The following is an 18,357-nucleotide window of genomic DNA, read 5'->3' on the forward strand; positions in this document are numbered from 1 at the left end:
TATCCGGATGTTGTGTTTTACAAAGATTTGTAGCAAGTGAGCACCTCCGATAGATCGTAAGAAGGTTCATGGTATGTAAGTCTTGGAAGTGGTAAACAGGGAACCGTCTGACTTTGAAATTCTTCAAGTTTTATATGGTTCACGTTTCGTTTTTTCATATGAATAAGAGATGTAATAAGTCTGAACGCATAAGCCTCGTCAAGCCCTTTGCTATCATTTAGAAAACTGATAAACACTAAACCTAAATTTCTATCAATAATTTGATCAAAATCCCGTAGCCCGAGAATCTGATTCGGTCTCATATAATCTAGTGAAAATCTACGACTCTCTGTACGTTTCATTTCAGCTAATATATTTACTTCAGGTGTTATTACAATCTCGTCACCTGGACGAGTTGCACCTGCACCATCTGCAATTCTCATACGCCATACATTCGGAATTTCTCTCCAGCTTCTTCTGATTTCAGCTTGGAAATCATCCCCACGTTGCTGACGTTCACGCTGTTTATTTCTCATTGCTGTTTGTTTTGGATCCATAGCAACCTCCTATGCCAAAAACTTCAGTAGATTCGCTTGTACATAAGCTTTTGCTTTTACAAGATCCGCTGATTCTTTAGCTGTTTCCCAAGCATCTTTTGTTTGATAAATTTTGATATCAATGGACGCTAACTCTTGCTCTACGTCTGTAAGTTGTTGACGTTCTTCTTTGCTGTAATGCAGGCGGTACGCATCACGTAACGTATCATTCGTGAGAGCCACTTTTTGATCATTCACGTAAGCGTATTGGTTACGTCCCTCACCTTGAATTTGCATAAATGCCTCTGCTTCTTTTAGCTCTACTGCAGTTTTCAGCTTCACTTTTTGCTTAATTAGGTCTGCTTTTTTCCCATAAGCTTCTTCACGTGCTTTACCTTTTTCAAGAACATCCTGTACTGCAGCATCAATTTGTTGTAAGGATGCTTGTAATTCAAGTGGATCTAATACTCGAACATAGTCAGTCGGTACTTTCTTACCTAAAATTTTTGTTGCCGCTGCAAGTAGCTTTTCTTTCCCATGCTCCTCTTGTAAACTAAGAATTTCATTATTTAATTCAGTCATTTTCTGGTCCCACCTCACATTGAATTTTTGGTAGTTCTACTACTAACTTTTTAAGCGTCACGTGCTCTTTAACAATTGAGTCAATTGTTATGTTCATCGTTTCTACTCGATCATGTTCCTCTTTGTTGTAACCAGCTACACTTATCATCAACGGTGAAAACTCTATTACTACAGCATTCCAATCACGTTTATTATTACTATAGTTAGGGCGTCTAAACGGGTTACCACTTGTGACCTGTACCGCCGTACCTTCGCCTAGTTCATTCTCATCAAACTGCGGTTTGTTTACAATCATGTTCGTAATCCCTCCTTTGCTTCCGCTATTTTCGTTAACGCTATTTCTACTACATCCGGATTAATACTTTCTGTCTCAGCAATACTCTCAACAATCGTATTAATATCGACTAGCACATCTTCCCCTGTTTCCGTTTGAATTAATGAGGCAAACTCTTCCATCGCATACGCTCGTTTCTTCTCAGCTTCAATCCGGCTACGGTCAAGTACTTCTTCACCAGGTTTTGCACTTTGAAGCGGAATCCGTTCTAAATCAAAAACACCTGGTGATTTTACATCGATAAGAAGAACTTGTATTGGTCTATTAATCTCAGCTTCCGAAGCCGATAAACGTGTGATACTTCCGATATTCGCAAACACTTTTCCATCCGAACGCTCGTAAACACCAAAACCTGTATGATCGTGGCCACACAAAACCAAATCCGCATCTGTTTTTACATCTTGTACTTTTGTGTACCGATCAAAAGGTGGATCATGGTCAAGTAACATACCGTGAGCTACATGTATTTTAGTTGACTCATAATCTTCAGTAACTTCTGGTGAATAACCATAACCAGCTTTATCAATTTGATCACTGTACGGTGTAAATGTTAACTGGACGTGATTACCGTCTTGGTGAAACATATGAGCTTGCCCAGGATCATTAATGACTGTAAGCTGCGGGACGATTAACTCCAGTACTCTAAGGCTTGTTCGTTCATACGTTGCAAGATTGTAGCCGTAAATATCGTGATTACCAGCTGTTGTATAAATTGGAACTGGACTCTCTTTCAATACCTTTGCGAATTCTAGTAACACGCTTGTCGTAACCTCAGGCCTATCAAACGTATCCCCAGGTTGTATAATTGCTGTCACACCTTTGTATTTAGCTAGTGCGAAAATCTCACGGAACTTCGCAATTAAAGCCTCTTTGTAGTTATCCTTACGATTACGAGGGTTTGTACCTCGTATATGTGGATCACCGAAATATAGAAACTTCATACTCTCACCTCTGCTTTTTCGTGCTTCGCGTAACGTTGTATCTAAAGTAATTCCACCTTCAACAATGTGGTGCATCAGTGAAGGTTACTTGATTCTTTTTTCTTGATAACTTGTTTTGTGATTTCACCTGTCTCAGCATCTAACGTCAAATCATCTTTACCGTTAACACCCAATTCAGAATGAATGTCAGCCCATACTGCATCGTGCCATTCCTCTAATCCTTTTGTTGCATTTTCTAATTTCTTTTTATATTTTTCTTTAATTGGTTCAAGTTCAGCCTTTAATTCCTTAGCTACAACTTCCTTAATAGCTTCCGTTTCTTTACGAATTCTACGTAACTCGCGTACTTGTTCTTCAGTTGCTTTACCTACAACTTCCTCTGTCACTTCTACACCTGCTACCGTTGCAGCTAATTCTTTTACAAAGCACTTAATACACATATCCAAATCTCCCTTTCTATAAAGCAGTTACTATGCTTTTTCCTTGTTTTTGAGTCACACCAAGTGCTACGTCACCTATCTCAGCTAAATGAGTACTGTGCGTAATTAAAATGATTTGACGTTTAAATTTCGTACTATACTCCTTCAAGAAATACGCCACATTTGGTGCGTATTCTTGACTCACGTGCTTTCCAACCTCATCTAAGAATAACGGTCCTCTTACACCACTAATTTCTCCAACAGCCAATCTGAGCGCTAAACTAACTACGTCTGCTACACCACCACCGCGATCATAATCAGGTGGCTTTAATTGTGTCCGTACATCCTCAGACTGTAGCCAATACTCTGCTACCGGTTGATTACCTTTTACGGCAATTTCAATTTCGAATCTGTAGTCTTTATCGAATACAACTGTAAGAGCTGACGTAACAATTTCTTCTATACGACGTTTTGCTTGCTGCCTTGCATAATCACTTGTCTTTTGAAGAAGAATTTGTACTAAATCAAACTCCCCAAGTTGCTCCTCAGCTTTTGCTTTTCTTGCTTCTGCGCTTTTTTGTTGCTTAACTAACAAATCACGTTGACCGATTTTCATTTTCAATTTATCGCTTGCCTGACGGATATCCGCTCTTGCTTTTAGAAGCTCGTACATAAAAATAGCCTCCTTATACCTGCGGGATGAGTCGTTCTACATGCTCCAGGTTTTCTTTAACTGATGTATCAAGCTTATTGATTTCTTCCTGGATCGTTTCAGGCGTTACCCCGTACTGCGCCATTTGTTCAGCGATTTCCGTTAATTGCTTTTCAGCTGAAGACTTTTCCGCCTCTGCTTGGATTTTTGCTGTTTCTGCTTTCTTTAAATTTGCTTTTGCAATTTCAATACGTTGTTTTAATTCCATTACTCATTTCCCCCTTCAAGTTGTTTTGATAGTAAATTTTGTAGCTCTGTTTCAAGAAACTTCTTTTGATCTCTTAAACAGGCCAACACAGTTGGTCGGATAGCAAAATCAATACTCTTTTCTCCTATACTTTCTGATTCACTCACTAATAAATTCTCATTAAATTTTTTATGAAATAGTGAGACTTTTAAAACATTAGATGTATCGTCAATAGCTTCAATAACCTCATTAATTTCCATTAATGAATTATTCAGCCTCTCAGCTGTTTGTAAAAACTCGCTCATTTTTTCCGTATCAATCACTACTAATCACCCCTCAATGAGAATGTTCAAAAGACATCGGCGATTCGCATAGCGGACAAACTCCACCAGCCTCGGTCCATGTCTCTTCCAATTCCTTTGTGTAATTTTCAATGTGCTTTTCATATAGTTCCAATGCGCTTGTACTATGACGTACTCTTTGATGCCAGATCATATAGTTTCGTAACAACTCTTTTAATTCAGCTAAATGAGTGACATTGTTCTCAGTATTAGCAATCTGTATTACCACTTCTCTCGGAACATTTAAATGTTCCGCACGACTTGTCCAGCTCATATAATAGTTGTGTATATTCTGGTATTTTTGTAAGAGCACACTTATTTGACTTAGTTGTGTAATACTTGTTTCGCATTCTTGTAGTTGATCTGACGCATTACCAGGTACAGATAACCTTTCTACATCCTTACTTGTTTTTTCGTAGCCTTGTTTAACCACGCTATGTTGTACATAGAGTTTCTTTAACTCATCCGTTTTCTTTACTTCCTCTTCAATCACAGCTACATTAATGTTTTCAATTACAGTCAACCTCTCGACCTGTAATTGAGCTTCTTGTAATACTTGACTATACTTCTTATAGTTTTGTGATAAGATAGAAAGTAAAGAATATATTTCTTCGGATTTAGTAGAATCTTGTAACAAGTTACTTACTTCTACTAATCCATCAAATTGTTTTAATGTTTCAGTCAATGTCTTCTTGGCGGTGGACAGTGACTCGTATCTTTTTTGTAAGTCCAGTAGTGTTTGCAGACGCTGCTGGTCTTTTTCTGTTTCTTCAAGTATTTGTATAAGAACCGGCACTTTTGAGAGTCTCTCATCCTCAACAAACGCTACACGGAATTTTTCAAATGCTATCTGTTGTTGAGTTTGTAGTTGCTGCAGTACATCTTTCTTTTTATGCAATTCTTCTACATGTTCCATCAAACTTTCAGCTGTTTTTAACTGCTGTACTTTATCATCCACATCCAAGTACTCGAGTAAGTTATCTGCTAATCTCTCAATTTCTTTTTCAGCTAGTAACCTCTCTTGCCTTGCTGCGTATGTATCTTTTGAAACACTTTTTACCGCGAGATCGACAGCTTCTGTTCCTGCTAACTTACCTAGAACTTTCGCACCCGATGACGGTGTCTCACTTATTAAGAAAGGTGCTTCAAGCTGGAATGCAAAGTTTAAAGCAGTAACAAAATCCCCAAATGTTTGCTTTGTGATACCAAGTAATTGTTTTACTTCTTCCGGTACCTCTGACTTCTCAAATACACTTCCTGCATCACCTGGATCCGTTTGGATTCTGTACGATGTTTTTCCTTTTCTACGGTGCTTTGAAATAATAATGCCGTTATCCATGTGAATCGCTACAGTAGCCTGTCCCACTGATTCGTTTACGAAAGCCTCACCTTGAGGTTCGTTAAATGCTACCCAGCGAACTGCTCGTATAATGGATGTTTTACCACTATCTGATGGTCCAGTAATTACATTCAGTCCGTTTCCTAAATTAAAGTGGCTATTTGTATGTGACTGGAAACCTTCTACGAAAATCTCGTTAATGTTGGCCAACACATTCACTCCTTTCCGTTAGCTTTAACATGGTGTTTACCGCTTGTTCTTCTGAGCCATTCTTGAAGTAATTTTTACTTTCGCAACATACAGCTTTTACGTCTTTTGCTTTTACTAATCGAGTCGCATAAGTCACGTACCGTTGCATGTGTATCACCTCCTTTCAATTTTTTAACTTGCCTTTACTTCTGTTTTTTTCTTTCTTGTGACCGTTACTTTAACACCTAAATATTTTTCGTATACTTCTTGAAATAGAACTTCCTTTTTCTCTGTACCGTAGTACTCGTTACGGACGTATAAGCCGGATGTCTTTTTCCCCACACTCCTCAGCCCCCTACAGTTTTTTCTACGTAATGAGGATAATGCTCTAAAAATTCTTCTTTTGGTGGAAATCCCAGTTCAAACGATTGTCTAACTTCTTTTTTACTGGCGTTTTGCAAGTAAGTAGGTAAATAAAAATGTTCCATAGGGAACCCAAGTACAATTGCGATTTGCAAGGCTAATTTTCCTCCCGGATCGCGTCTACCAGTCTCTAAATCTGCTATATGACCAGGAGTCACACTAACCTTATCCGCTAGACCGCCTGCGACATACGTTTTTTCCCACGTAAATCCGCTAACCAAGTCCTTTTCATATGTCCACCTCCAGACAACCTTTAATGATTTTTATTATACTGGCGTTTTGCAAGTAAGTAAAGTGATTTTTCAACTTTTTTATGAACACTCATCTAATTTCACTTGCAATATGCGTGTATTTACCATTGTGTAATTGTCCAATAAAGTGTTATCTTATATATAGATAACAACAAAAAAATAAAAAACGTTTTATATATTTTTATAAAATTTATAAAAAATAAAATCGATGAAAAATATAAAAGAGAATTTAACGGGGGTAAAAAGTATGGATATAGGAACTCAATTAAAATTCTTACGAAATAGACGCGGTTGGACAATGCAAGAAGTCGCAGATCGTATTGGTAAAAACGATTCTACGTATAGTGGATATGAGACAAATAAAAGAAAACCAAACGCTGAGGTTCTTGTACAGCTAGCAGACATATTTGATACTACTACAGACTTCATCTTAGGAAGAACAGAAAATCCAAACGGTCTTAACTTTAATGTAAAAGACTTTTTAGATCAAGGCAGACTTCATTCTGATGGGGTAGAAATTACGGATGAGCAAGCTGAAATTGCTAATGTTTTATTAAGACAACTCCTACAAAGAAAGCAGCAATAAGTAAAAAAGGATTAGCCAGATGCTATTCCTTTTTTTGTTGCAATATAGCTGTAATTTGTTTGTACTGTTCCGGAGTAATCTGTCCTTGCTTATACAACTCCTCCATTAGATAATTCATATCACAACTTACTTTTTCAGCTCCGAACAACTCCCTAATTAAGCGTTTTGTTTCTTGTTTGGCCGTCTCTTTTTTCACCTTATTTCCTCCCCTTCATCCTTACCAATTTGTGAAATATGTATCAAGTGGTATATTTTTTCCGAAACCTCCAAAAACGTGACACGCCTATAAAAGACGAAAGACGCTACTATAAGTAGCGTCTTTTTAACTATTCATTTATATTACATCCCACCGGGATCGACCATCATTAATTGTACTTCTTTAGTATGTACAGTAGCTTTTTCTTTACCTAAATCTTTAGTCTGATCTGCACCAGCACCGATAACCCCAATTGATAACGCAAGTGCGCATAATGTAGTGACTAAAATTTTTTTCATTTTACAACACTCCTTCAGTTATTAAAATGCGCTTTGGAAGTTGCGCATATATTATACTTCCCGTTTTTTCAAATTTTTCTAAAGATTCCCTCGCCATAATTGTATCATTTTCAATTCTAGAAAGATAGTACATTTGGAAGGCCGATAGACCTTGATCTTTTAACCTTTCAAAAATTCTATAACCATTTTGCTTATTACCATATAAACACTCATAATAAGCAAGATCACCATCACTAATAAAATCAAAATCAATATTATCTAAATTAAATCCGAACTCAATATATAAAAAGGCAAGAGTCGTTTTAAAAGAATTGTATTTTTGAGTTCCTTTCGGTGAACTTATACCTTCAAGACATTGAATAGCTTTCAAGATATATTTTTCCGCCATTAATGGATTTTCAAAAATATAACTTTCACCTAAACAACAATATGCTGTAGCTTTTACAACTGTGAAATTCAATTCGGAATTTATAATGGCATGGCACGTAGCTCTACAGCTATCAATTTCATTGGCATGCAACTGAGTGTACGCAATTCGTTCCATATGCTGCATGCGTAAACAATCTTTAATATAACCGTTATCCATCTTAGCGACATAAGCTTCTGCCGCGTCCGCGTATGATGACATAGCACTATACCTTTGTCTATCATATTCTGCTGCCATTAGTAATGTATTTAATAATACCTGACATTCCAAATCTGATGAAACACGTGTTTTGTATATTTCCTCCAGAAGACTTTGTCCTTTTTTCCGATTCATATTCCGATGGTTATATAGATTGTATACATTTAAATATTTACGTACATCTTTTTGAAGCTTCTTGAAATCCGGATCTTTTGTTTCCATTTTGAATTTTTCGATTAACATATCTATAAGATCGTATTCTCCTGCTACCTGGCAATAACTCAATGCTTTTCTTACATTCAAGCTAGTTCCACACTTTAAAATAAAATCTTTAATCCTTCTTGTTTGTTCTATGGGACTTTTATACACATGACGAACCAATTTTTCAAAAACATCAAATTTCATTTCTCCAGTTACAAAGGACAGACCATTTGTAATTGTTGTTCTACTAATACCTGTATCTTTCGCTAACTTTCTTGTACTAATATTATTTGACTGAATCGTGTTATTCAGTTCATTCATCAAAGCCCTCATCCGTATCCTCCTAAATAGAACACAAGACACAGCCCCTGATTTTCTCAACAAGAAAACGTTCCATATGGATTTAAAACTATTTGAAGTATGATATACTTGAGGCTGACTCATGGAAAGTTTTACCTACATTCGCTAGGGTAAAACGTCACAGTTGTGTTACCGCACTACTGTAACGCCGTGGGTCTTTTTGCTCTTTTTTTATTATTTTCATCTTATCATAAAATTCAGAACATTCGTTTCACTCTTTTCTCAAACAATGTTGAGAAAGTTTTTTCTAAATTTTTAAGAATCCCAACAAGAAACTTCCCCCATTATACTTCAGGGTAATGGGAGACTATTTGTCTTCTCGGTTTATAATTTTTGTCCCTATAAGCATACCGCAGATGCTGAAATTCGAGAAAAGAGCAAAGTAAAGATGGAGTCATTATTTACTTCAGCACAAGCATAATGAAATTATCTAGTCGTTTACCTACCTTTTTACTTTCAAATAAAGCTAACTGTAATTAATGATAGTTCCACCTCACTGAATATTACCCTTCACCATGAGAGCATAGCAGAATAAATTCCTAAACAAAAGCATTTCTCTTAGCTCTCAAACCGTAAACAAATCGGGAATCAGCACTTGTTCCTAAGTTCTGACTCCCTTTTATTTGTTCTTATATCTATCTGTTATACAGTTGCATGCATTCCCTTATACAAAACTGACATTGCCGCTACTATAAGAATCATACCCATAAAAGCAGGTGCGGCATGACCAAGTGATACATAGATTTGTCCTCCAATAATCGGACCAATCATTCTTGCTAAAGCTTGAATAGATTGGCTTCCACCTTGAATCCTTCCTTGTTCACTAGAACTGACAGACTTTGAAAGCATCCCGTTGAATGAAGGCCCGAAAATTGAATCCCCAAAACCATACATTAGCATTCCAACGATTAGTAGTGGATAGAGTGAAAACAAAGCTGATGCTGCAATAAAACTGTATCCTATAATCTCCGAAACCATCCCAAGAATAGCTATTTGTTTATCACTAAGCTTGATTAAAAGCTTTGGCATTATAAAACTTTGTGAAACAATGTCTTGAAAGCCCAAAATTGAAAACATAAGTCCGATTAATGCAGGTTTCCAACTGAAAGTATCCATTGTAAATTGCGTGAAAATTGCTTGTAAAGATCCGTTAGGTATCCAAAGTAAAAACGCTGAGACAAGTAACCATTTTAAATTTTTCATGGAAAGTATATTTGCTAGCTGTGCAAAAGGATTTAACCTTACAAAAGTAATCTCTTTTAACCTGTTATTTTTGTCAAGACTCTCAGGCATGTATTTCATACCATATAAAACATTTAATAAAGTTATGAACGCTCCAAAGTATAAAGGTACAGAATGACCAAACTTTGCAAGTAAGCCCCCAAGAGTTGGTCCAATAATAGTTCCCGCACCTACCACTGCACTCACCCATCCAAAGTATTTCGTTCTCTGCTCTTTCGGAATGATGTCTGCAAAATATGCGAAGATAGTACTTATGCTCCCACCTGTTATACCTTCTATTATCCGTCCAGCAAATAATACCCATAAAGCTCCTCCTATGCCAAAAACTAAGTACCCAATTGCAGAACCAAATAAGCATATTAAAAGTAATGGACGACGGCCATACTTATCGCTTAAAACCCCGAGTGCTGGAGCAGCTAAAAACACGCAGGCCGCATATACGGAAGTTAGTAGTGTAACAACTAATGCTTGTTCTTCCGGATTACTTGTATATGTCTGTACTAAGAATGGGACTACAGGCATGATGATACTGAAACCTATACCACAAAGAAATACAGAAATAAGTCCGAATAGTAAAGCATGTTTATCTATGCTTTTTTCAGTTTCCCTTTCATTTTGTGATCTAAATATAGACATTTAACTTCTCTCCTTAAAATGTTTTGTTGCTTTGTCAACAAAATGATAACTCCGTTTTGTTGATTAGTCAACAAAGATGAAATAATAAAAAAGCAGCCTATTCTCATATTAGAGTAAGGCTGCCATTTATTCTTAAAATGTTTTACGATTTAATATGTATACCTTGTTTCTTTATTTCTACATCCAAATGTCTACTATACTTTTCCACAAAGCTAATTATACTGTTGAATTCTTCTTCAGTTACTTGTTCAAATACAGCTTTATCCCGCTCTTGAAACTCTTTGTGCAGATCTTCATGGATTTTATAAATTTCTTTCCCTTGTTCGGTAAGCCTAAAATAAATTTCTTTCTTATTTTCTGACTTTTGGTAACTTTCAACAAGGCCTTTTTGTATGAGCTTCTTAGTCATTCTACTTATAGCACCGCGAGTCACATAAAAAGCCTCTGCGAGTTGCGTCACGTTAGAATCTGCATTGTTTTCAATATATTCAATGCAGTGGACTTCAGAAGACTTAAAACCTTTAAGACCTTCTTCCATCTTATCTTTATTAAGCCAAACCAGCTTATTATATAATTCCCTGAAACCGTTCATGACCTGTTCTTCTTTATTCATGACCTGCCCTCCTCACCGCTCATTAGCACATTAAAACTATTATATTAAATTTCTGCTTACGTTTCGACAATATTGAAATAATTATTGTAACATTAAAGATATGTGTAAAAATAGGCGCTTAAATAAAATAATTTTTAAACAGCAAATTTTGCAATTTTATTGCTACTTACAGTAAACAGTAGGCAAAAAGTAAGAGCTAAGACTATTTCTCTTAGCTCTTCTTTTATAAAGCTATTTCACTTCATTAGCGACAAAAAAGTGCTCACATACACTTGATATGCGCTGTAAGTCTACGTTCCCACCAGATATAACCGCTACTACTTTTTTTCCTTTTATATAGCTATCAACTTTTCCTGCAAGAAGTGCAGCAGTTGCTAATGCACCTGCACCTTCTACAACAGCTTTCCCACGTTGTAATAAATCTTTCATCGCTACTTCCAGCTCTTTTTCTGATACAGTTACAATATCATCTACTAATTCTTTTACAATTTCAAATGTTAATTCTCCTGGTATTTTAACTGCGCAACCATCTGCAATAGTAGGCGCCTCATAATGTTCTACGATTGCGCCTTTATCGTAAGATGCCTTCATTCCATGAACATTATCTGCTTGGACACCAATTATATTAATGGATGGATTAAAAGATTTCAATGCTACAGAAATACCAGAAATAATTCCGCCTCCACCTATTGGTACAATGACAGTATCTACATCCCACATATCATCAAGAATGTCTAATCCAATTGTACCTTGACCAGCCATTACCTCTACATCATCATATGGATGTAAGTATGTTTCACCTGTTTCCTTTATAATTTCTTCACATTTTGCCTTTGCATCATCAAAGGTTTCACCATGTAAAATCACTTCAGATCCATATCCTTTTGTTGCTTCAACTTTCGCCTGCGGTGCAGAAATTGGCATAACAATTTTACTCTTAATACCGAGTAAATGAGCAGATAATGCAACTCCTTGTGCATGATTACCTGCTGAACATGCAATTACACCTCTTTCTTTTTCTTGATCCGTGAGCCGCGACATTTTATTAAATGCGCCACGGAATTTAAACGAACCCGTTAATTGCATATTTTCTAATTTCAAATGAATTTCTCCGCCCGTTTTACTAGTCAAGTAAAAAGATTTTACTAATGGCGTTTTACGAGCATTTCTATCTAGAATTTTGTGAGCTTTTTTAATATCGTCTATATGTAATCGTAGTTTTCTAGTTATCATACTGACACCTCTTCCACTGTTCTATTTCTAAGTTTTCGTAAGTCGTAGCTCCTTTATACGAAAAGAAAAAGTCTTTATATATGTACCCCACTCTGAAATAAACACATTTGCAAACAATTTAACATTCTCTTCATATCACGTTCTTTATAATGATTTAAACATGCAATTTGAATCCAATTATTCTTTTGTAAATAAGATGACTCATAATGAACGATGTATCCTTGTAATGCTAATGTATCGCCTACTACTTTAGAAGAATAATCTTCGCTCAATACAATAGTAAGTATAATTGGCGCGGCATGTTTTTTAGGTGAAACAAGCTTTAACCCCATATCAGTAATAACTTCTTCAACATACTCGTATGTCTCTTTAATTTTTACAAATACCTTTTCATCTTCAAATCTCTTCAACGCTTCTTGCAATGCATAAATTAAATTCCATGATTGTGAGTATGGAATGCTTTCATTTTCTTCATACATACCAATGTCCATATAGGCCGGCACAGCCTCGTTTATTTTTACAATGTGGTTATGAAAAACGAAAGAAATTCCTGTATATGATTTAATCGCTTTACCGCTAACACCACTTGCAAAATACACATCCTTCAAGTCTAATGGTATTGCTCCAATTGAGCTTATGCAATCTACACATAGTTTTATTTGATTCTCGTTACAAAGAGTATTTAGCTCGTTTAAATCGTTTAACATTCCAGTAGATGTTTCATGATGAACAAACCAAATCCATTCATAATTTCCAGTTGTCATGATTTCTTCTAATTCGGTATAAATAAATGGATCTCCCATTTCCTTTTTATACGTATCAAAATGTAACCGTGCTCGTTTTGCATGTCCAACTAATCTATTACCAAATTCCCCATTTGTTAATACTAGTCCTTTCCCTTTTAAAGAACGTAATTGTAAAGCAATCGCATCATTTGCTAACGTCCCTGTTCCTAACATAAGCTGTACATGTTTTGCTTTTGTCATGTAAAGTAACCGTTTTTTCACATTGCCCATCATCACTTGAAATGACTTAGAGCGATGCGAAATAGGCCGCGTAGAAAATGCCTTTCGAACGTTCTCTTCAATATCTACTGGACCAGGTAAAAACGTATATTCTTTCGTCATAATCCCCCCAACACTCGACTCTTCAAACATAGCAGGGGTAACATACATTGGCTGGAAGGCTGCTTCTTCTGTACCAACTAACGTATGGAAAGATTTGAATCCCATTTGCTCATATAAAGCTAGTTCACGTGTTGTTGCAGAAATGAGTGCTAATTCATATCCATTTAGAAGCAAATAACGATGTAGAAAACGAATTAATCCTAACAACGCTCTTCCATTTCTATATTCACGTTCTACTGAAAGTAAACGAATTTCATACATTTTTTCTCCATGCTCTTGCAAATAAACATCTAAATTTGAGATTTTATAATCTAACGAGAATGGTCGTTTTCCCCGCACTGCGACCATACCTACTAATCTATCCTCATCTAAACAAATTAAATATGTATTTTCTTTATGAAACCGATCTATACGAAACCGGTCTTTCGTTTCTTCATGTTGTGGTATCTCTTCCACAAAAGTTTTATAATTTAATTTATGTATACTTTCAAATTCCCAATCTTGATCAGCAACTTTATAAATTAACCCCATGCCTTATCTCCTTTATCTATTTAATAAAAAATGATAAGTGGAGATTATCCCCACTTATTAAACATTCATTTTATTCTCGATTCACATATAGAATAAGTACAATAATCATTCCACTTAATATAGTGGTAACAATAGAATAAGAATAAAGAATCATACAAATTGGTAAACAAGCAATTGTAATTAGTCCTGGCTTCGTAAACCCTTTAAATATTAAATAAAATACAATAAAAATGCCTAAGAGGGTAAGCGCTATCAAATAATCAAATGCGATTAGTCCTCCTATAAATGTTGAAATACCTTTACCGCCCTTGCCTTTAAATAAAACTGGATAAATATGTCCAATAATAACGGCCAATAATGTTAACATTACGAATGTAGGATCTTCAAAAAGATATTTTGCAACAGTAACAACGATTGCCCCTTTAATCGCATCACCTAAAAATGTAGCGATGAAATACCCTTTTCCATATACGCGCCCCATATTTCTTGCGCCAGGATTTCCGCTTCCTTCATCCCTAATATCAACGTTATGTCTCAATTTTGTTACTATATAAGCGGTCAATATGTTTCCAATTAAATAAGAAGCCACCAAATATAAAAACTGCATACTATTAATCATGTAATCATTCACTTTCTACATGGGATTACATATACAATATTCAATTACTACGTATATTGTACGTTTTTAACATACATCCCTTTATACATTTTAACATCATATTTTTACAAATCATACAAAAATTCTCATACACTATTTTTAAAAATATATATCCCTCATTAAATAATATGTTCCTTTCACTGCCATTTCTGCTTGTGATACGAATGTAATTTCTTTCATACTATCTTCACAGCATTTCTTAAATACAGCAAATATTTCAGGAACTAAACGTAATATACTGCCACTTACTGCAATTGGCGTTGAGTGCTTAAAGTTCAACTTGTTATAAACACTTACTGTAATCCTTGCCAATTCCTTTCCAGCTTGCATCATAATTTCATGCGCATCATCATTGCCATTTCTCGCTTCCTGAATAACTAATGGCGCGATTGCTGCAATTTTATCTTTAGAAGAAGTATATACTAAGCTTTTTATATGAGACGGTGTCAAAAGTTGAAACTGCCTTTGAATGTTCAAACTCAATGGACAAAGACTGATTCCTTGATCGAACTGAATTGCCATTTTCTTTAAAGCTTGTAATGCAATCCAATATCCGCTCCCCTCATCTCCTAAAATATGTCCCCATCCACCGCTATACTGATATACTTCCCCTTTCTTTCCTATACAAATTGCACCTGTACCACCTATAGTTAATATTCCCTCCTTACCTTTTAAAGCAGCTGCATGTGCGATCATTGCATCATTAAAAATTTCAATTTTTGTTCCGTATTTCTTTTTTAAACGTAATGTTAATTCATTTGTATTCGCTCCGCTTATACCAGCTAACCCTAAACAAATACAAACGCAATGCTCATTTATTAAACTCTTCTGGCATTGATTAATTGCTTCCATAATATGCAAAAGTGCCTGATCAAAATCTATTAATACATTTCCAAATCTGCTCGTACCTCTTACAACTTCATTTCCATCTTGATCAAATGCAATTGCCTCGGTCTTCGTTCCCCCGCCATCTACTCCAATCATATACTTCATATGTTCGCCTCATTTTCATCTGCGTATGGAGGGAATGTTATATTCCCTAAAATTACGGAATTCTTAGCACCTGTTGCGCTCGGCACATTACTCGGATTACGATGATACGTTTCGTTTGCTAAAATAGCAAATGCAATTGCTTCTTTCGCTGCTGAAGAATGACCAATATCTTCTTGTATACATATGCTACATTTCTCTTCTCTTAATCCATTCCGTAACATTTCAACAAGTGTATTATTATAACTTCCACCACCACCTAAAATCACCTCATCAATTTCATAATACGGCAAAATAAACGCCTTATAATGATGAACAATTGAACATGCTGTAAACATCGTGACAGTTGCCAATATATTTTCTTTACTATGCTTTTTAAATCGATTCAATAATTCAGTCACAAACGCTTCTCCAAACTGTTCTCTACCTGTTGATTTTGGTGGTTTCATGTTCAAAAATGGATGGTTCATGCAGTATGTTAAAATTTCATCTACAACTACCCCCTCCTTTGCAATCCAACCATTTTGATCATATGGTACATGAAATAATCTTTGACATACTTCATCGATTACCATGTTGCCTGGTCCAGTATCGAAAGCAATAACACTCTCTTTACTTCGTTTACTTGGAACAACTGTAACATTACCAATCCCGCCAATATTTTGTAGTAGTCTATTTTTAGTTTGATGCCGATATAAAATAACCTCTGAATATGGTACAAGTGGTGCACCTTGTCCCCCTGCCGCCATGTCCATCGTTCGGAAATTCGAGATAACCGTCGTGTTTGTTTCATATGCTATTACTGCTGGTTCCCCAATTTGCAATGTTGAAGAAATAATATTCTCTTCTTGCTTTGACTGATGATAAATCGTTTGTCCGTGAGAGCCTATTAAATCTAATTGTCTCAAAGGAAAATTGGCCTCTTTACAAACTTCCTTTACAGCATTGGCGAAGCATAAACCAAGTTTAAAATTCAAGCTACATATAAGTTGGACATTCGAAGTTTCAATTGATAACGCTTGTTGGATCTCATTTTTCATATCATTACAAAATGGAACAGTAGTAAAATGGATGAGTTCGATTTTAGAATCTACACCACTTCCTTCTATATGAACGAGCGCTACATCTATTCCATCTAATGAAGTACCAGACATTACCCCTGCAATATACATAACGTGCATGACCTCCTATTTACTAAAAAACAATCATGTAAGTAACCAACGTACAACCAATCGAAAACAATATAAATCTAAAAAACAACTGAGCTTTCGATGCAAACGATCCATCAATGAAAGAAACAACTACCGTAAGCAAAACGCTTGCCGCAATACTTGTAACGAGCCAGATACTATGCATTTGTGATAAATTTAGCATGCCTAATAAAGGGACAAAAAGTAAATTTGCACAAATCACTCCAAATAATAATAAAAACACACCTTTATAACTAAATTTTATATTCATTCAATTTCCCCCTTTCTAATTTTAATGTGAAAGAAGTGATAGACAAAAAGTCTATCACTCAAAATAACAGCATGCAGATTAAGGATTAACCGACTCTCCGTCACCATTCTTTTCAATTTCAAGCATATTTTTGTCGTACATTTTAAAGAATGGTAAATAAATAAGGAACGATATTGCTATATTTATAAAAACTAATACAATCGCACGCCAATCTCCACCTGTTGCTAAATATGCACCGATTGGAGCAGGTAATGTCCATGGCGGCATAATATGCGTTGGTGTTACAAATCCCATTGCGGTTGCAGCATACGCTATAGTAGCTGTTACTAACGGTGTAATGACGAAAGGAATAATTAAAATTGGATTTAATACGATCGGCAAACCGAATATAACCGGTTCATTTATATTAAAAATCCCAGGGACAATACATGTTCTCGATAATGCTTTCGAATATTTTGATCGACCAAATACAATCATAGCTAACACAAGCCCTAACGTTGCACCCGAACCACCAATCCAAATAAACCATTGATAAAACGGTTCTGGTGCAATAAACGGAAAATGACTCGCTCCACTTGCTACAGCTTCACCGTTCTTTCCTAAATACACATCCCAAAGTGGCCTTGCCACAGTACCTACAACTGATACTCCGTGTATCCCGAAAGACCAGAAAAACGTAATTAAAAATACAGGTATAATAACGCCAAAGTAACTATCACCAGCTTTTACTAACGGTGCGGCTAGTTTATCTACAACGTAATGTAAATCAACTTTAAAAACGACTGTAATAAGACTCATAATAATAATAACGAATGCTGCAGGTATAAGTGCTTCAAATGAACGTGATACTGACGGTGGTACTTGTTCTGGCATTTTTATCGTTACGTTATTCTTCTTACAAAATCTTAAAATCTCAACTGATAAAATAGAGACGATCATCGTCACAAATAATCCATGACCTCCAAGATTTGTCATCGGAAGCATGAATCCTTTTTTATCAATTAACTCAGGCGTTAATGTTAAAAGTAGTGAACATACCGCAAGCTGTGCTCCTGATAAAGCATCTAATTTATAACTTTTCGCTAAATTATATCCTATTCCAAATGCTATATATAAGGACATAATAAACATAGTTAAACGATATGGTATCAATATACTTGTTTGATTCTTTAATGCCCAAACCGATATGAAACTATCTTTCGGCAGTGGTGGAAATGCTACTATTAAAAAAAAGCTTCCTACTATAATAAATGGTAACGCCGAAATAACTCCATCACGGATTGCTTGTAGATGCCTCTGCTCAGAAAGCCTTGCCATCGGGCCAGATAAGTTTTTATCAAGAAACGTGACAAACTTATTCATAACG

Annotated in this window: 25 protein-coding genes and 1 pseudogene; 2 read left to right on the forward strand and 24 right to left on the reverse strand. The window is 35.7% G+C overall.

Features of this window, described 5'->3' with window-relative positions; all coding sequences use genetic code 11:
* Window positions 1–17: 17 nt before the first annotated feature.
* Genes EBQ15_RS08625 through EBQ15_RS08670 form a run of 12 tightly spaced genes read right to left on the reverse strand, consistent with a single transcriptional unit; the run spans window position 18 to window position 6,203 of the window.
* The gene (locus EBQ15_RS08625; RefSeq protein ID WP_000371314.1) at window positions 18–536 is read right to left on the reverse strand and encodes a M48 family metalloprotease; all 519 of its coding nucleotides are present in this window, start codon (window positions 534–536) and stop codon (window positions 18–20) included.
* Between the two features lie 9 nt (window positions 537–545).
* Window positions 546–1,097: a hypothetical protein gene (locus EBQ15_RS08630; protein WP_000137796.1), complete on the reverse strand. Its 552-nt coding sequence runs from the start codon at window positions 1,095–1,097 to the stop codon at window positions 546–548.
* A complete protein-coding gene (locus EBQ15_RS08635; protein WP_000636795.1) occupies window positions 1,090–1,392 on the reverse strand; it encodes a hypothetical protein in 303 nt (100 codons plus the stop codon). The genes EBQ15_RS08630 and EBQ15_RS08635 overlap by 8 nt, the downstream gene beginning before the upstream one ends.
* Window positions 1,389–2,447: a metallophosphoesterase family protein gene (locus EBQ15_RS08640; RefSeq protein ID WP_000546453.1), complete on the reverse strand. Its 1,059-nt coding sequence runs from the start codon at window positions 2,445–2,447 to the stop codon at window positions 1,389–1,391. The genes EBQ15_RS08635 and EBQ15_RS08640 overlap by 4 nt, the downstream gene beginning before the upstream one ends.
* Complete coding sequence (locus tag EBQ15_RS08645; RefSeq protein ID WP_000334954.1) at window positions 2,447–2,812, reverse strand: hypothetical protein; 366 nt, start codon at window positions 2,810–2,812, stop codon at window positions 2,447–2,449. Before EBQ15_RS08645 ends, EBQ15_RS08640 begins: the two co-directional genes overlap by 1 nt.
* A gap of 16 nt (window positions 2,813–2,828) precedes the next feature.
* Window positions 2,829–3,464, reverse strand: a complete 636-nt coding sequence (locus tag EBQ15_RS08650) for a chromosome segregation ATPase (protein WP_000273132.1) — start codon at window positions 3,462–3,464, stop codon at window positions 2,829–2,831.
* Window positions 3,465–3,477: 13 nt separating this feature from the next.
* Window positions 3,478–3,711: a hypothetical protein gene (locus tag EBQ15_RS08655; protein ID WP_000421150.1), complete on the reverse strand. Its 234-nt coding sequence runs from the start codon at window positions 3,709–3,711 to the stop codon at window positions 3,478–3,480.
* Window positions 3,711–4,013, reverse strand: a complete 303-nt coding sequence (locus EBQ15_RS08660) for a hypothetical protein (protein WP_000567355.1) — start codon at window positions 4,011–4,013, stop codon at window positions 3,711–3,713. Before EBQ15_RS08660 ends, EBQ15_RS08655 begins: the two co-directional genes overlap by 1 nt.
* Window positions 4,014–4,026: 13 nt before the next feature.
* Complete coding sequence (locus EBQ15_RS08665) at window positions 4,027–5,583, reverse strand: AAA family ATPase (RefSeq protein ID WP_033682832.1); 1,557 nt, start codon at window positions 5,581–5,583, stop codon at window positions 4,027–4,029.
* The gene (locus EBQ15_RS31085) at window positions 5,567–5,728 is read right to left on the reverse strand and encodes a hypothetical protein (RefSeq protein ID WP_001190218.1); all 162 of its coding nucleotides are present in this window, start codon (window positions 5,726–5,728) and stop codon (window positions 5,567–5,569) included. The genes EBQ15_RS08665 and EBQ15_RS31085 overlap by 17 nt, the downstream gene beginning before the upstream one ends.
* Before the next feature lie 23 nt (window positions 5,729–5,751).
* Complete coding sequence (locus EBQ15_RS31090) at window positions 5,752–5,901, reverse strand: hypothetical protein (protein ID WP_000516901.1); 150 nt, start codon at window positions 5,899–5,901, stop codon at window positions 5,752–5,754.
* A 5-nt stretch (window positions 5,902–5,906) separates the two neighbouring features.
* Complete coding sequence (locus tag EBQ15_RS08670) at window positions 5,907–6,203, reverse strand: helix-turn-helix transcriptional regulator (RefSeq protein ID WP_001999802.1); 297 nt, start codon at window positions 6,201–6,203, stop codon at window positions 5,907–5,909.
* 277 nt (window positions 6,204–6,480) lie between these two features.
* Here EBQ15_RS08670 and EBQ15_RS08675 point away from each other — a divergent pair, with 277 nt between their 5' ends.
* A complete protein-coding gene (locus EBQ15_RS08675; RefSeq protein WP_000351123.1) occupies window positions 6,481–6,819 on the forward strand; it encodes a helix-turn-helix domain-containing protein in 339 nt (112 codons plus the stop codon).
* 22 nt (window positions 6,820–6,841) lie between these two features.
* On the opposite strand, the gene EBQ15_RS31095 is transcribed toward EBQ15_RS08675, so the two are convergent.
* The 3 genes from EBQ15_RS31095 to EBQ15_RS08680 form a co-directional block, all read right to left on the reverse strand.
* Window positions 6,842–7,015: a hypothetical protein gene (locus EBQ15_RS31095; protein WP_000712297.1), complete on the reverse strand. Its 174-nt coding sequence runs from the start codon at window positions 7,013–7,015 to the stop codon at window positions 6,842–6,844.
* Between the two features lie 143 nt (window positions 7,016–7,158).
* A complete protein-coding gene (locus tag EBQ15_RS31100; protein WP_000723157.1) occupies window positions 7,159–7,314 on the reverse strand; it encodes a hypothetical protein in 156 nt (51 codons plus the stop codon).
* Between the two features lies 1 nt (window position 7,315).
* Window positions 7,316–8,473 carry an AimR family lysis-lysogeny pheromone receptor gene (locus tag EBQ15_RS08680; RefSeq protein WP_001202303.1) on the reverse strand — a complete coding sequence of 386 codons (1,158 nt, stop codon included), beginning with the start codon at window positions 8,471–8,473 and terminating at the stop codon, window positions 7,316–7,318.
* 379 nt (window positions 8,474–8,852) lie between these two features.
* Here EBQ15_RS08680 and EBQ15_RS31990 point away from each other — a divergent pair.
* Window positions 8,853–8,921: pseudogene (locus tag EBQ15_RS31990) on the forward strand (YkvA family protein); the annotation flags it as partial.
* 221 nt (window positions 8,922–9,142) lie between these two features.
* On the opposite strand, the gene EBQ15_RS08685 reads toward EBQ15_RS31990, so the two are convergent.
* From EBQ15_RS08685 to EBQ15_RS08725, 9 genes are all read right to left on the reverse strand, one after another.
* Window positions 9,143–10,378: an MFS transporter gene (locus EBQ15_RS08685; protein ID WP_000021828.1), complete on the reverse strand. Its 1,236-nt coding sequence runs from the start codon at window positions 10,376–10,378 to the stop codon at window positions 9,143–9,145.
* 142 nt (window positions 10,379–10,520) lie between these two features.
* Complete coding sequence (locus EBQ15_RS08690) at window positions 10,521–10,991, reverse strand: MarR family transcriptional regulator (protein WP_001030903.1); 471 nt, start codon at window positions 10,989–10,991, stop codon at window positions 10,521–10,523.
* A 231-nt stretch (window positions 10,992–11,222) separates the two neighbouring features.
* A complete protein-coding gene (gene tdcB / locus EBQ15_RS08695) occupies window positions 11,223–12,224 on the reverse strand; it encodes a bifunctional threonine ammonia-lyase/L-serine ammonia-lyase TdcB (protein WP_000632968.1) in 1,002 nt (333 codons plus the stop codon).
* Between the two features lie 74 nt (window positions 12,225–12,298).
* On the reverse strand, window positions 12,299–13,882 hold the full coding sequence (locus tag EBQ15_RS08700; RefSeq protein WP_000523049.1) for an aminotransferase class V-fold PLP-dependent enzyme: 1,584 nt from the start codon (window positions 13,880–13,882) through the stop codon (window positions 12,299–12,301).
* A gap of 70 nt (window positions 13,883–13,952) precedes the next feature.
* Window positions 13,953–14,501 (reverse strand): glycerol-3-phosphate 1-O-acyltransferase PlsY, encoded by a 549-nt coding sequence (plsY, locus tag EBQ15_RS08705; protein ID WP_000610876.1) that lies wholly within the window; start codon window positions 14,499–14,501, stop codon window positions 13,953–13,955.
* A gap of 138 nt (window positions 14,502–14,639) precedes the next feature.
* Window positions 14,640–15,533, reverse strand: a complete 894-nt coding sequence (locus tag EBQ15_RS08710; protein ID WP_000876614.1) for a BadF/BadG/BcrA/BcrD ATPase family protein — start codon at window positions 15,531–15,533, stop codon at window positions 14,640–14,642.
* Complete coding sequence (gene anmK / locus EBQ15_RS08715) at window positions 15,530–16,702, reverse strand: anhydro-N-acetylmuramic acid kinase AnmK (protein WP_000274973.1); 1,173 nt, start codon at window positions 16,700–16,702, stop codon at window positions 15,530–15,532. Before anmK ends, EBQ15_RS08710 begins: the two co-directional genes overlap by 4 nt.
* Before the next feature lie 22 nt (window positions 16,703–16,724).
* A complete protein-coding gene (locus tag EBQ15_RS08720; RefSeq protein WP_001021966.1) occupies window positions 16,725–16,991 on the reverse strand; it encodes a hypothetical protein in 267 nt (88 codons plus the stop codon).
* Window positions 16,992–17,069: 78 nt separating this feature from the next.
* Window positions 17,070–18,353 (reverse strand): PTS sugar transporter subunit IIC, encoded by a 1,284-nt coding sequence (locus EBQ15_RS08725; RefSeq protein WP_001032289.1) that lies wholly within the window; start codon window positions 18,351–18,353, stop codon window positions 17,070–17,072.
* Window positions 18,354–18,357: the final 4 nt, after the last annotated feature.

Source organism: Bacillus sp. 2D03 (genome assembly GCF_003946765.1).
In the GTDB taxonomy this organism is placed as follows: domain Bacteria; phylum Bacillota; class Bacilli; order Bacillales; family Bacillaceae_G; genus Bacillus_A; species Bacillus_A cereus.